Raw genomic sequence first — 13,451 nt, forward strand, 5'->3', positions numbered from 1 at the left:
CAAACACTGTAATCAGGCATGATAATTTACATTATCTCCTTTTTTTCTCCACGTTTGGCTCGTACCTTCCCGATACAGTGAAGCAAGTCATACCTATAAAGATATGTAGAATAATGAGGTCCTCTTTCTGATGGCGAATTTCTTTATCGATCGCCCCATATTTGCCTGGGTGCTGGCTATTCTGTTATGTCTGACAGGTACCCTGGCGATTTTCTCTTTGCCGGTTGAGCAATATCCTGATCTGGCGCCGCCAAACGTGCGCATCACGGCAAACTATCCTGGCGCTTCCGCCCAAACGCTGGAAAACACCGTAACCCAGGTCATTGAGCAGAACATGACCGGCCTCGATAATCTGATGTACATGTCATCGCAAAGCAGCGGCACCGGGCAAGCGTCAGTTACACTGAGCTTCGTGGCGGGCACCGATCCGGATGAAGCCGTACAACAGGTCCAGAACCAGTTACAGTCGGCGATGCGTAAACTGCCGCAGGCGGTACAGAACCAGGGTGTCACGGTCCGTAAGACCGGGGATACCAACATCCTGACGATTGCTTTTGTCTCCACCGACGGGTCGATGGATAAGCAGGATATCGCGGACTACGTAGCCAGTAATATTCAGGATCCGCTCAGCCGGGTGAGCGGCGTCGGCGACATCGATGCCTACGGCTCGCAATATTCCATGCGCATCTGGCTGGATCCGGCAAAGCTCAACAGCTTCCAGATGACGGCGAAAGATGTCACCGACGCCATTGAGTCGCAGAACGCGCAGATCGCCGTCGGACAGCTTGGCGGAACCCCTTCCATTGATACCCAGGCGCTGAATGCCACCATTAACGCCCAGTCGCTGCTGCAAACGCCGGAACAGTTTCGCGCCATTACGTTACGTGTCAATCAGGATGGCTCAGAAGTAACCCTGGGCGATGTCGCCACCGTCGAAATGGGGGCTGAGAAGTATGACTATCTCAGCCGCTTCAATGGCAATGCGGCATCCGGTCTTGGAGTGAAACTGGCGTCGGGGGCCAACGAAATGGCCACCGCGACCCAGGTCATTAAGCGTCTGGATGAACTGGCGCAATACTTCCCACATGGTCTTGAGTACAAGGTGGCCTATGAAACCACCTCCTTCGTTAAAGCCTCGATTGAAGACGTGGTGAAAACACTGCTGGAAGCCATCGCGCTGGTGTTCCTCGTGATGTACCTGTTCCTGCAAAATTTCCGCGCCACGCTGATCCCCACCATTGCCGTACCGGTGGTACTGATGGGGACGTTTTCGGTGCTCTATGCCTTCGGCTACAGCATCAATACCCTGACGATGTTTGCGATGGTACTGGCAATCGGCCTGCTGGTGGATGACGCCATCGTGGTTGTGGAAAACGTCGAGCGTATTATGAGTGAGGAAGGCCTCACGCCGCGCGAGGCGACGCGAAAATCGATGGGACAAATTCAGGGTGCGCTGGTCGGTATCGCGATGGTGCTGTCAGCCGTCTTCGTACCGATGGCCTTTTTTGGCGGAACCACCGGGGCAATCTACCGTCAGTTCTCCATTACCATTGTGGCGGCCATGGTGCTTTCCGTTCTGGTGGCGATGATCCTTACCCCTGCCCTGTGCGCCACTTTGCTTAAACCACTGCATAAAGGCGAGCATCACGGGCAAACCGGTTTCTTCGGCTGGTTTAACCGTACCTTCAACCGTAACGCCGAACGCTACGAAAAAGGCGTTGCCAAAATTCTGCATCGCAGCCTGCGCTGGCTCCTGATTTATGTGCTGCTGCTTGGCGCGATGGTGGTTCTGTTCCTGCGTCTGCCGACCTCGTTCCTGCCGCTGGAAGATCGCGGCATGTTTATCACCTCGGTTCAGTTGCCAAGCGGCTCAACGCAGCAACAAACCTTAAAAGTGGTACAGGAAGTCGAGAAATATTATTTCACCCAGGAAAAGGATACCGTCCAGTCCGTCTTTGCGACGGTCGGTTCTGGCCCAGGGGGCAACGGTCAGAACGTGGCGCGTATGTTTGTACGCCTGAAAGACTGGAGCGAACGCGACCCGACGACTGGCACCTCGTTTGCCATTATCGAACGTGCGACGAAGGCGTTTAACAAAATCAAAGAGGCGCGCGTGTTCGCCAGCAGTCCGCCTGCCATCAGCGGTCTCGGCAGTTCCGCAGGTTTTGATATGGAACTACAAGATCACGCCGGCGCCGGTCATGACGCCTTAATGGCCGCGCGTGACCAACTGCTTCGCCTGGCGTCGCAGGATAGCGCCCTGACTCGTGTACGACACAACGGTCTGGACGACAGTCCTCAGTTGCAAATTGATGTCGACCAACGCAAAGCGCAGGCGCTGGGTGTATCCATTGACGACATCAACGATACGTTGCAGACCGCATGGGGATCGAGCTACGTCAACGACTTTATGGACCGTGGCCGCGTCAAGAAGGTCTACGTCCAGGCGGCAGCGAAATACCGTATGCTGCCAGACGACATCAACCTGTGGTACGTGCGCAATAACAGCGGCGGTATGGTGCCTTTCTCCGCCTTCGCCACCTCTCGCTGGGAGACGGGTTCTCCACGTCTGGAGCGCTACAACGGCTATTCCGCCGTCGAAATTGTCGGTGAAGCCGCACCAGGGGTGAGTACCGGGACAGCGATGGATGTGATGGAGTCGCTGGTGCGTCAGTTGCCGACCGGATTTGGACTGGAATGGACCGCCATGTCTTACCAGGAGCGACTCTCCGGAGCGCAGGCGCCGGCCCTGTATGCCATTTCACTGTTGGTGGTATTCCTGTGCCTGGCTGCGCTGTATGAAAGCTGGTCAGTACCGTTCTCAGTGATGCTGGTGGTGCCGTTGGGGGTCATCGGCGCGCTGCTTGCGACCTGGATGCGTGGCCTGGAAAACGATGTCTATTTCCAGGTCGGGCTGTTGACGGTCATTGGGCTTTCGGCGAAAAACGCCATTTTGATCGTTGAATTTGCCAATGAGATGAATGAGAAAGGACACGATCTGCTGGATGCGACGCTACATGCATGTCGGCAGCGCTTACGTCCGATCCTGATGACCTCACTGGCGTTTATCTTTGGCGTACTGCCGATGACGATCAGCAGCGGCGCAGGCTCCGGCGGTCAACACGCCGTCGGGACGGGCGTCATGGGCGGGATGATCTCGGCAACGGTGCTGGCAATCTACTTCGTGCCGCTGTTTTTCGTGCTGGTACGTCGCCGCTTCCCACTGAAGCCGCGTCCGGAATAACAGACAAAAAAAGGCGACCTGCCAACGGGTCGCCCTTTCTGTGTGATGAATCTCACACGATATGTTCTGTTATTTGGTCATCCTTCCAGAAATTTATTTGCGAAGCATAACTTCGATAAAATCTTTCCAGTTCCCCAGTTCGCGTTCAATCATAACAACCTCTGCTTCTTATTATGGGTATTCTACAAAAACATTCTCATCTGGTGAAGACAAATTAACCGATTGCTGTGATTACATCCTCCGGGGTGTGGTTGATGTGATTACTATGGCGCGGTCATCATAAATTTTATGTGACTTACTGCAATAATTCGCAACAATCATACCTTATCTGGTACTTCTTCAATTTCGATTAAAAACAAGTGACTGCGTCGGAGAAAATTCCGAATTTTGATTAAGAAGAAAATTCCAACAAATTCAGGAATTATTATTCACATTACTTCAACAATGTTATATTTACCGATCACGATTAAATGACAAGATGTATTATCGGACGTAACGATATTGATGATTATATAATCAGTTTACGTTAATAAGGATGCACATGATTACCCTCTACGGTATTAAAAATTGCGACACCATTAAAAAGGCCCGCCGCTGGTTGGAAGCGCGCGGCATTGACTACCGTTTTCATGATTACCGTGTCGATGGTCTGGACAGCACACTTCTCACTTCATTTATCAATGAATTAGGGTGGGAACCGCTTCTCAACACCCGTGGGACGACGTGGCGAAAACTGGATGAAACCACACGCAGTCACATCACGGATGCCGCGTCCGCCGCCGCATTAATGACTGAAATGCCGGCAATCATCAAACGCCCATTGCTCTGTGCGCCCGGGAAGCCTATGCTGCTGGGTTTTAGTGAATCCAGTTATCAGCAGTTTTTTGACGAGGTGTAGTCTATGTCGTGCCCGGTTATTGAGCTGACACAACAGCTTATTCGCCGCCCTTCCCTGAGCCCGGATGATGCCGGATGTCAGGCGTTGATGATTGAGCGCCTGCGTGCGATCGGTTTTACCGTTGAGCGCATGGATTTTGCGGATACACAGAATTTTTGGGCATGGCGCGGACAGGGTGAGACGCTGGCGTTTGCCGGTCACACCGACGTCGTGCCGGCGGGCGATGCCGATCGCTGGATCAACCCACCTTTCGAGCCAACCATCCGCGACGGGATGTTGTTCGGCCGCGGCGCGGCGGATATGAAAGGTTCGCTGGCGGCCATGGTGGTGGCGGCAGAGCGTTTTGTCGCTCAGCACCCTAACCACAAAGGGCGGCTGGCGTTTCTGATCACCTCCGATGAAGAGGCCAGCGCGAAAAACGGCACCGTTAAGGTGGTTGAGGCGCTGATGGCGCGAAATGAGCGCCTGGATTACTGTCTGGTTGGCGAACCCTCAAGTACCGAAGTCGTGGGTGACGTGGTGAAAAACGGCCGTCGCGGATCGCTCACCTGTAACCTGACTATCCACGGTGTGCAGGGTCACGTCGCCTATCCACACCTGGCGGATAACCCGGTACATCGCGCCGCGCCGATGCTCAATGAACTGGTGAATATTGAGTGGGATCAGGGCAATGAGTTTTTCCCGGCCACCAGCATGCAGATTGCCAACGTCCAGGCGGGTACCGGTAGCAATAACGTCATCCCCGGTGAACTGTTTGTGCAGTTCAACTTCCGTTTCAGTACCGAACTGACTGACGAGATGATCAAAGCGCGGGTGCACGCGCTGCTCGAGAAACATCAGTTGCGCTATACCGTTGACTGGTGGCTCTCTGGCCAGCCGTTCCTGACCGATCGCGGGAAACTGGTGGATGCAGTCGTGAACGCCATCGAGCACTATAATGAAATTAAACCGCAGTTACTGACCACGGGCGGTACGTCCGATGGACGGTTTATCGCTCGTATGGGGGCGCAGGTCGTAGAGCTCGGTCCGGTGAATGCCACGATTCATAAAATTAATGAATGTGTGAACGCCGCCGACCTGCAACTGCTTGCCCGTATGTATCAACGTATAATGGAACAACTCGTCGCCTGACGAGGTTCCTGCAAGAGGTAACGCGCATGGACTGGCTGGCAAAATATTGGTGGATTCTGGTGCTGGTGTTTTTGGTAGGTGTGCTGCTGAATGTGATCAAGGATCTCAAACGCGTCGACCACAAAAAATTCCTCGCGAATAAACCGGAACTTCCCCCGCATCGTGATTTTAACGATAAGTGGGATGACGACGACGATTGGCCGAAGAAAGACCAACCGAAGAAATAAACCAGAGCCGGAAGGGGTTTCCCCATTCCGGCTTTGTCTTTTAGATCATCTCAATTACGTCATCATCGTTCGGCGTACCGCCGCTGAGCGCTTCATCAAAGTAGTGCTTCGGCACGGTATAGCGCAAATGGTCGAGTGCAAACTGCATGCTACGGTCGTCAATCGCGTGACCGAGGTCTTCCACAATATCCAGCGTGACATCCCCGCCTGCGCTTAACAGCGCGTCCTGGGCGGCTACCGCATGCGAAAGCTCAATGACCCGATCTTCCCCACCGTGAATCAGATAAATCGTGGTGGCGGTCGATGCCGTTTCCGGCAGGCTGGCGTAGCGTCCGTTAAACGCAATCACCCGCGAGGCCAGCCCAGGCTCGGCTTTGATGCTCTCCAGCGCCATAATCGCGCCCTGCGAGAAACCAATCAGCGCCGTGGCATTTGCCCCTACGCCACTCTGTTTTTGCCAGTAACGTACGGTTTCGATAAACACCGGCATGATAGCGTCAATCCGTGCCTGACGGTTCTCTTCCGTCACCCCTTGCACGGAAAACCACTGCCGCCCGGATGCCGGTCCGCTCGGCTCAACGCCGCCGATACTGACCACCAGCGCGTCCGGGAAGAGAGGGGCAAACCACGAACCAATCTCTCCCATCGCAACGGGGTTATCACCCACGCCATGAAACAGCAGCAACAGCTGTTGAGCAGGTTGGGCCGGACTTTGAACAACAAAATGGTCATGTTTCATGGCGATCTCCTTAACTGATGTCGTTAATTCTACGCTGCTCAATCGCAATGACCATGCCAGAAAATTGAAGGAGTTAGTGAAAAAATTGCCATTGCAGAATGCGATTACGGTCATGCTCAGTCCGTGCGGGATCCAGCCCGGCTAACGCCTGCGCCGCCTCTTCCCGCTGACGCTTCAGCAGTGCTTTGCGCCCTGAAAGGCGCAATGTCACACAGAGTTCCGCATCGCTGAGGCGTGCTTGCAGGCTGCCCCGCAGCGCCGGTAGCGGCAACGCGCTGGTCGACAGCAGGCGGTTCAGACCACCGAGAGAGGTCAACAACGGACGGTGCGCGAAAGCAAACCCTGCCAGCGTCTGCCAGTCATCTTCATTAAGCGTAGTCGCTTTCAGCGGTTCAACCGGGATCGCCTCCCCATTCCACCGCGTAAGAATATCCGCATCGCGACGCAAACGGTGGTGCTCATATTCGGCCAGGCGCCTGCCTGCCGCGCTTAGCGGTAAGAGCGCCATTGCGGTATAGCAGCCGCTACTGGCCTCCTTGTGGTTGCCTACCCGCACCAGGATAAAACCACAGCGCTGCCAGAAGCGCCACAGCTCCGGCGTATAGCCAAAGCTCACGGAAAGATAGTCACAGTGTGCCGTATGAGCCTGCGCGATCAGCTGTTGTCCAATCCCCTCACGCTGACGTCCCGGATGGACGGCAATGCGACTGATTCGACGACCGGTCAGGGTAGCCGCCAGCGGATCGCCACCGTGTGCCGCCAGCGACTGCGCGACGAGATTCCCCCGCGGTCGCCGAAATCCCGCCCAGACCGCCTGGCTGAGTTCGGGAGCAAGACCGCCTTCCTCAACCAGCCAGAGTGCCCCGACGATTTCCCTGTCACAGGTGGCGTGGAAAAAATGCTGCCCCGGCGCATCCATCATTCGGCGTAGATCCAGCGGAGAGGTACGATAATGCGCCCCGGAAAGCAGCCGATAGACCGCCAGAGGCATTTCCGGTTGCGTCTGCCAGGCGTCCTGTTCGAAAGGCCTAATCACCATGCAGCCCTGCGGGGTAGTCGCAAAATCGTCATCATCAAAAACCAGCGCGTCGCTAACCCATTTCTCCAGCGGACATCCCTGCGCCCAGCGGACGGGTTGCTGAAGTTCATAACGCTGTCGTTCCGGGAAGCGGGCGCAAAATTTTAACAAAAAGCCGCGTCCGGTGCCTTCGTAGCCCTGTACGGTCGTTGTCAGTAGGGCGCGCGGAAAACGGGAAACCAGACGCTGAAGGAGCGGCGCAGGGATCGCCGCCGCCTCATCCACCACCAGCCAGTCGGCATCAACCTCCGCACTCAGCAGCGCATCTGGCGCCATAAAGCGGAAACGGTCACCGGCAAATTGCGCCAGCACGTCCGTTGCCGCTTTCGCCGGTGCCGTCACAAGGGCGTTGCCCGTAATACGTGAAATCAACTGACCGGCCAGCGCCGATTTCCCACGTCCACGCGCGGCGGTCACCGTGGCGATCCCTTCGGGCATCCGGAGCAGTTGCGTCAGAATAGCGGCCTGTTCCGGCAGCGGCGCACCGGTTGCGGACTGCCAGTGAGGACGTTCTGAAAAATACGGTACGCAAAACGGCTGCGACTGTTGCCAGCACAGCGTCTGTTCATCCGCCGCGATGAGGCGACGAATGCGGTGGATAAAATGGGGAGTCGCAATAGGTTGCGCGCAGTCGCTCCAGCGCAGCGAATCATTATCAGGACAGAGATGCCAGCGCGCCAGTGGCGGCGTGAGTAACACCAGCCAACTGCCCGCGCGCAGCGTTCCGCTTAAGGCAGCAAAAGCCGCCGCATCAAACCCGGCCAGAGCATCGAAAACGGCATGGTGGAATTCACGTCCCAGTAACGTTTGCAGCGCCAGCGGCGTGCAACTGGGTTCGGCGGCGGCATCAGGGGAAACCCATAGCCAGTCGCCGGGCAACGTGTCGCGCAGGTGCTGTACTTGTTCATGACACCAGGACGCCTCGCCGCTCAGCACCAGCAGGCGGCGAATCCCCTCCCGGGTCATTTGCGCGGTTAACGCATTCAGCGCGGTGTAACCAGACATCCCTGCCTCAGAAGTTAAAAACCTTTACCAAAGGTATTACATTGCGCCGGATTGCCACTATCGAAACCGCGCTTAAACCAGCGATAGCGCTGCTCTGACGTCCCGTGGGTGAAGCTGTCCGGAACGACGCGCCCCTGACTTTGCTGCTGGAGACGATCGTCGCCAATCGCTTCGGCGGCATTCAATGCTTCTTCCAGATCGCCGGACTCCAGTACGCCCTGCTGCTGCATGCTGTTGCCCCAGACACCGGCAAAGCAGTCCGCCTGTAGTTCCATACGGACAGAGAGTTGGTTGATTTCCGCCTGCGAGGCGTTCTGCTGCATCTGACGCACTTTCGGCTCGATGCCAAGCAGTTTCTGGACGTGATGACCGACTTCGTGAGCAATCACATACCCCTGAGCGAAATCACCGTCCGCGCCCAGTTTGTCTTTCATGTCATCGTAGAAGGAGAGATCGATATAGACCGTGCTATCCGCCGGGCAATAAAACGGCCCCATGATGGATTGTCCGGTACCGCAGCCAGTTCGCGTTGCACCACGGTACATCACGAGCTTTGGCGGTTGATAGGTACGCCCCATTTTTTCAAACTGCTGTCCCCAGGAGTCTTCTGTCGTTGCCAGAATCACCGAGGTAAATTTTGCCGCTTCATCTTCATTCGGGCTGATGGAACGCTGAGACTGCTGCTGAGAGACCGGTTGTCCCGTCATCAGTCCGGTTAAATCGACGCCGTAATACCCGGCAACCAGCACGACGATGAGCAGAATAATCCCGCCTTTGCCGCTCGGCAGACGAAATCCTGGCCCGCCCAGAGAGGGACCACCGCCTGAGCTGCTGCGCCTGTCTTCCACATTGTCACTTTCACGACGCCCTTGCCAGCGCATACTTACCTCAACATTCTATTCGTTATGATGATGATCGTAGGCGGTTCAGCGGAAGATTACCACAGGAAAACAAGATTGAAGTGCGAAGAGCGGGTCGGAGAGCGTCCCCGACCCGAAAGGTAAGTTAGTCGAGATTCACACCCAGACGACGCGCCACGGTTTCATAGGCTTCAATCAGGCCACCCAGGCTCTGACGGAAACGGTCTTTGTCCATTTTCTCGAGGGTCTCTTTGTCCCACAGACGGCTACCGTCCGGAGAGAATTCATCGCCGAGCACCACTTCGCCTTTGTACAGACCGAACTCCAGTTTGAAGTCGACGAGGATCAGTCCTGCGTCATCGAACATTTTTTTCAGCACATCGTTCGCTTGATAGGTCAGCTCTTTCATTCGTGCCAGATTCTCTTTGCTCACCCAACCAAAGGTTTCGCAGTAGGAATCGTTGACCATTGGGTCATGCATTGCATCGTTTTTCAGGAACAGGTCGAATAACGGCGGATTCAGTTCGATGCCCTCTTCAATACCCAGACGTTTAACCAGAGAGCCTGCCGCACGGTTACGCACCACGCACTCGACCGGCACCATATCCAGCTTTTTCACCAGACATTCGGTATCAGAGAGCAGTCGCTCCATCTGCGTCGGGATACCCGCTTCGGCCAGTTTGGTCATGATGAAATAGTTGAACTTGTTATTCACCATACCTTTACGATCAAACTGCTCAATGCGCGCGCCATCCCCTGCTGACGTATCATTGCGGAATTCGAGCACCAACAGGTCCGGGTTTTCCGTGCTGTATACGGTCTTCGCTTTACCACGATACAACTCAGCTTGCTTTTGCATCTTCATTACTCCTGGGTGTGATCATTTGTATTCAAAACGGGGAATATTATGCCACGCACACGTTTGCGTAGCACGGAAATAAAAAGGGCCGGATTTCTCCAGCCCTGTTTTTTTACTTGCTAAACGCTGCCTGGAAGATAGCAACCAGCGCGTCGTTCTGGCTCTGCGTCAGGGTATGCCCCTTCGGATCGATAAACTGCAAGCTGCTGCGGTTGTCTAAATCACCGACCTGCAGTTTGTAGTCACCGGAAGAGAGCCCTGGATCGCGAGCGCCCAGCTCCTGCCAGCCGCTATCGGACAGCGGTTTGTAGGTAACAGCCATACTCCCCTGCGAACGGGTACTGTCGGTCACTTTCATGCCGACTTTCTCCAGTGCTGCCGGGAGGCGCTGCCAGACGACGTTGAATGGGCCACGCACCACCAGCATCGGTAAACCGGTGTCATCCGCGGCGCTCTGCACATCCATCGTGGCGGCAGAACGGTTCTGTGCAGCATTCGCGGCGTCAGTCGCGGTCTTATCAAGGCCCGCAGAAATCACGTTCATCATCTCAGTGCTATAACGCTGCAGTGAAGCGGCATCCGCCACAGGCTTACCGGCCTGCTCAAGGTTGACCAGTTTCACCATCACCGCCTGCTGATAGCCCTGCGGTTTAACCGAGATTTGATAACGGCCACGGTACTGCTCGTCTTCGTCCAGACGGTTCCAGTCAACCCAACCGGTTGTCAGCGTCTGGCTGGCATCATCACGTTTTTCAATCGTGTAGTTTTTAGACTGAATCACGCTGACCACCTGCGGCCACAGCGTATTTCCACGCCCGTTTTCCACCAGCAGCGTGGCGGTATCACCCGCAAACTGGGTCCGGGCACCGGAAACCAGCGCCAGCGGCTGTGCCGGCGGACGGATATCCAACGCTTTCCCAACAGCACCGCTGCCGTTGGTGACCGGAATGTTGTAGTCGCTCGTGGTCACCGGCAGAATCATACCGGCAGGCGCATGAAGTTCAGCAAGCGGTGCGGCTTCCAGATAGGATTCATCACCACTCACCTGGCGCTTGTAGCGCGAGTCAGAACTACAGGCCGCGAGCAGCAAAACAAGCGAAACACCCGCAACCCTGGCCAGGCGCGACTTTTGTACTGAGTAAGCCATCAAATCTCCCTAAACTTTACAGCAAACCGGCATGCTTGAGCGCCGCTTTGACAATTTCACGACCATTGTCTGTGATGGGTGTCATCGGCAAGCGCAGCGTATCGGTCGCCACAAGGCCCAACGCCTTACATGCCCATTTCACTGGGATTGGGTTGGGTTCGACAAACAGTTTGTTATGTAACGGCATCAGACGCTGATTAATGGTACGCGCCTCGGCAAAACGCCCTTCCGCCGCCAGTTTGCACATTTCCGCCATATCACGCGCCGCAACGTTAGACGTCACGGAGATCACGCCATGACCGCCTAACTGCATAAAGTCCATCGCGGTCGCGTCATCGCCGCTGAGCAGCAGAAAATCATCGGAAACCAGCTCTTTGATCTGGTGAACCCGACTTAAGTTCCCTGTCGCCTCTTTAATTGCGACAATATTTTTTAATTCCGCCAGACGACCAACGGTTTCCGGCAGCATATCGCAACCGGTACGGGATGGCACATTATACAGAATTTGGGGCAGGTCAGTATGTTCCGCGATGGCTTTGAAATGCTGGAACAAACCTTCCTGAGTCGGACGGTTGTAGTAAGGCGTTACCGTCAGGCAGCCGACAATTCCGCTGTCATTGAAACGCTGCGTCAGACTAATGGCTTCTGCGGTCGCGTTCGCGCCCGTACCGGCAATCACCGGGATACGCCCATCAGCCAGCTCCAGCGTCATCATCACCACATCGCCATGTTCATCATGACTCAGCGTAGCGGACTCACCGGTAGTGCCAACAGAAACGATCGCCGAGGTGCCACTGGCGACATGATAATCAATCAGTTTTTTCAGGCTTGACCGGCAGACATTACCTTTTTCATCCATCGGTGTAACAAGCGCGACAATACTTCCCGTGAACATGGGCCATCCTCTGTGCAAACAAGTGTCTCAATGTTACGTTTGGTACGACAATAAAAGCAAGCGACGAGAGCCCTTCTGATTGTTGTATGCAGGTTTTTTTTATGCTTTCCTTATGATTACCCCACCTCTCAAAGGAAGAACAGGTTTGACACCTTCATCGCAACATTATCTGGTTATTACTGCGCTGGGTGCCGATCGCCCTGGAATTGTGAACACGATCACCCGCCATGTCAGCAGTTGCGGCTGTAATATCGAAGACAGTCGCCTGGCCATGTTGGGCGATGAGTTTACGTTTATCATGCTGCTGTCGGGTACCTGGAATGCCATCACCCTGATCGAATCGACCCTGCCGTTGAAAGGTGCAGAGCTGGATTTACTGATTGTGATGAAGCGTACGACGGCGCATCCCCGTCCGCCAATGCCGGCAACGGTATGGGTTCAGGTTGATGTACCGGATTCGCCACATTTAATTGAACGATTTACAGCCCTGTTTGATAACCATCGAATGAACATTGCGGAACTGGTTTCGCGCACGCAACCTGCTGAAAATGATAAGGCGGCGCAGTTATACATCCAGATTACCGCCCACAGTCCGGCGTCGGATGATGCCGCAAATATTGAACTGGCCTTTAAAGCACTATGTACAGAACTCAATGCACAAGGCAGTATTAACGTTGTTAATTATTCACAACATGATGAACAGGATGGAGTTAAGTAATGAATCCACTGAAAGCCGGTGACATCGCACCGAAATTTAGCTTGCCGGATCAAGACGGAGAACAAGTAAATTTGACCGACTTCCAGGGACAGCGTGTGCTGGTCTATTTCTATCCGAAAGCCATGACGCCAGGCTGTACCGTTCAGGCCTGTGGCCTGCGAGATAACATGGATGAGCTGAAAAAAGCAGGTGTAGACGTGCTGGGCATCAGCACTGACAAGCCTGAAAAGCTTTCCCGTTTTGCCGAAAAAGAGCTGCTTAACTTTACCCTGCTGTCCGACGAGGATCATCAGGTCTGCGAGCAGTTTGGCGTCTGGGGCGAGAAATCCTTTATGGGGAAAACCTATGATGGGATCCATCGCATCAGCTTCTTGATTGACGCTGACGGTAAGATTGAACACGTTTTCGATGATTTCAAAACCAGTAATCACCACGATGTGGTGCTGAACTGGCTGAAAGAAAACGCCTGACTTTCACGCTGCCGGATGACGGCTGACGCCCTGTCCGGCCTACCGTGTGTAGGCCGGGTAATCGGCTGTCTGTTTAAGCGTCCTTTTTTACACTCGCCTTTTTATCTCGCGCTACCTTTTTGCCTTTCGCTCAGAGCGCATCGACTAGCACACAGTTCACCACTTCCCTGTTACATAAAC

Annotated in this window: 13 protein-coding genes; 6 read left to right on the plus strand and 7 right to left on the minus strand. The window is 54.7% G+C overall.

Annotated features, from left to right (window positions below; genetic code table 11):
- Nucleotides 1-130 precede the first annotated feature (130 nt).
- Complete coding sequence (gene acrD, locus HVX64_RS16665) at nt 131-3,244, plus strand: multidrug efflux RND transporter permease AcrD (RefSeq protein ID WP_054176573.1); 3,114 nt, start codon at nt 131-133, stop codon at nt 3,242-3,244.
- Nucleotides 3,245-3,337: 93 nt separating this feature from the next.
- Here acrD and ypfM read toward each other — a convergent pair whose 3' ends face one another.
- A complete protein-coding gene (gene ypfM, locus HVX64_RS16670) occupies nt 3,338-3,397 on the minus strand; it encodes a protein YpfM (protein ID WP_001386977.1) in 60 nt (19 codons plus the stop codon).
- Between the two features lie 388 nt (nt 3,398-3,785).
- On the opposite strand from ypfM, the gene HVX64_RS16675 reads away from it, so the two are divergent.
- From HVX64_RS16675 to HVX64_RS16685, 3 genes are read left to right on the plus strand one after another with little or no spacing between them, the layout of a single operon-like run.
- On the plus strand, nt 3,786-4,142 hold the full coding sequence (locus HVX64_RS16675; RefSeq protein ID WP_042999868.1) for an ArsC family reductase: 357 nt from the start codon (nt 3,786-3,788) through the stop codon (nt 4,140-4,142).
- A gap of 3 nt (nt 4,143-4,145) precedes the next feature.
- A complete protein-coding gene (dapE, locus tag HVX64_RS16680) occupies nt 4,146-5,273 on the plus strand; it encodes a succinyl-diaminopimelate desuccinylase (protein WP_042999867.1) in 1,128 nt (375 codons plus the stop codon).
- A gap of 26 nt (nt 5,274-5,299) precedes the next feature.
- Nucleotides 5,300-5,500 carry a YpfN family protein gene (locus tag HVX64_RS16685; RefSeq protein ID WP_012906607.1) on the plus strand — a complete coding sequence of 67 codons (201 nt, stop codon included), beginning with the start codon at nt 5,300-5,302 and terminating at the stop codon, nt 5,498-5,500.
- A 40-nt stretch (nt 5,501-5,540) separates the two neighbouring features.
- On the opposite strand, the gene ypfH is transcribed toward HVX64_RS16685, so the two are convergent.
- The 6 genes from ypfH to dapA all read right to left on the minus strand — a co-directional run bounded on the left by ypfH (nt 5,541) and on the right by dapA (nt 12,083).
- Nucleotides 5,541-6,239: an esterase gene (gene ypfH / locus HVX64_RS16690; RefSeq protein ID WP_181825063.1), complete on the minus strand. Its 699-nt coding sequence runs from the start codon at nt 6,237-6,239 to the stop codon at nt 5,541-5,543.
- A gap of 73 nt (nt 6,240-6,312) precedes the next feature.
- Nucleotides 6,313-8,322 (minus strand): GNAT family N-acetyltransferase, encoded by a 2,010-nt coding sequence (locus HVX64_RS16695; RefSeq protein ID WP_042999865.1) that lies wholly within the window; start codon nt 8,320-8,322, stop codon nt 6,313-6,315.
- A 14-nt stretch (nt 8,323-8,336) separates the two neighbouring features.
- Entirely contained in the window at nt 8,337-9,203 is an 867-nt protein-coding gene (locus tag HVX64_RS16700) for a neutral zinc metallopeptidase (protein ID WP_042999864.1), read from the minus strand.
- Between the two features lie 124 nt (nt 9,204-9,327).
- A complete protein-coding gene (gene purC / locus HVX64_RS16705) occupies nt 9,328-10,041 on the minus strand; it encodes a phosphoribosylaminoimidazolesuccinocarboxamide synthase (RefSeq protein WP_044256914.1) in 714 nt (237 codons plus the stop codon).
- 112 nt (nt 10,042-10,153) lie between these two features.
- Entirely contained in the window at nt 10,154-11,188 is a 1,035-nt protein-coding gene (bamC, locus tag HVX64_RS16710; protein WP_042999862.1) for an outer membrane protein assembly factor BamC, read from the minus strand.
- Nucleotides 11,189-11,204: 16 nt separating this feature from the next.
- Nucleotides 11,205-12,083, minus strand: a complete 879-nt coding sequence (gene dapA, locus HVX64_RS16715) for a 4-hydroxy-tetrahydrodipicolinate synthase (RefSeq protein WP_042999861.1) — start codon at nt 12,081-12,083, stop codon at nt 11,205-11,207.
- A 145-nt stretch (nt 12,084-12,228) separates the two neighbouring features.
- On the opposite strand from dapA, the gene HVX64_RS16720 reads away from it, so the two are divergent.
- Both HVX64_RS16720 and bcp read left to right on the plus strand, forming a co-directional pair.
- On the plus strand, nt 12,229-12,801 hold the full coding sequence (locus HVX64_RS16720) for a glycine cleavage system transcriptional repressor (RefSeq protein WP_044256915.1): 573 nt from the start codon (nt 12,229-12,231) through the stop codon (nt 12,799-12,801).
- Nucleotides 12,801-13,271, plus strand: a complete 471-nt coding sequence (gene bcp, locus HVX64_RS16725) for a thioredoxin-dependent thiol peroxidase (protein WP_042999859.1) — start codon at nt 12,801-12,803, stop codon at nt 13,269-13,271. Before HVX64_RS16720 ends, bcp begins: the two co-directional genes overlap by 1 nt.
- The last annotated feature ends 180 nt before the right edge of the window (nt 13,272-13,451 follow it).

Source organism: Citrobacter sp. RHB20-C16 (assembly GCF_013890155.1).
In the GTDB taxonomy this organism is placed as follows: domain Bacteria; phylum Pseudomonadota; class Gammaproteobacteria; order Enterobacterales; family Enterobacteriaceae; genus Citrobacter_A; species Citrobacter_A amalonaticus.

Coding starts and splice junctions, on each gene's coding strand:
- dapE (WP_042999867.1), top strand. CDS start 4,146: ATGTCGTGCCCGGTTATTGAGCTGACACAACAGCTTATTCGCCGCCCT.
- HVX64_RS16695 (WP_042999865.1), bottom strand. CDS start 8,322: ATGTCTGGTTACACCGCGCTGAATGCGTTAACCGCGCAAATGACCCGG.
- bcp (WP_042999859.1), top strand. CDS start 12,801: ATGAATCCACTGAAAGCCGGTGACATCGCACCGAAATTTAGCTTGCCG.
- dapA (WP_042999861.1), bottom strand. CDS start 12,083: ATGTTCACGGGAAGTATTGTCGCGCTTGTTACACCGATGGATGAAAAA.
- acrD (WP_054176573.1), top strand. CDS start 131: ATGGCGAATTTCTTTATCGATCGCCCCATATTTGCCTGGGTGCTGGCT.
- HVX64_RS16700 (WP_042999864.1), bottom strand. CDS start 9,203: ATGCGCTGGCAAGGGCGTCGTGAAAGTGACAATGTGGAAGACAGGCGC.
- ypfH (WP_181825063.1), bottom strand. CDS start 6,239: ATGAAACATGACCATTTTGTTGTTCAAAGTCCGGCCCAACCTGCTCAA.
- bamC (WP_042999862.1), bottom strand. CDS start 11,188: ATGGCTTACTCAGTACAAAAGTCGCGCCTGGCCAGGGTTGCGGGTGTT.
- purC (WP_044256914.1), bottom strand. CDS start 10,041: ATGCAAAAGCAAGCTGAGTTGTATCGTGGTAAAGCGAAGACCGTATAC.
- HVX64_RS16685 (WP_012906607.1), top strand. CDS start 5,300: ATGGACTGGCTGGCAAAATATTGGTGGATTCTGGTGCTGGTGTTTTTG.
- HVX64_RS16675 (WP_042999868.1), top strand. CDS start 3,786: ATGATTACCCTCTACGGTATTAAAAATTGCGACACCATTAAAAAGGCC.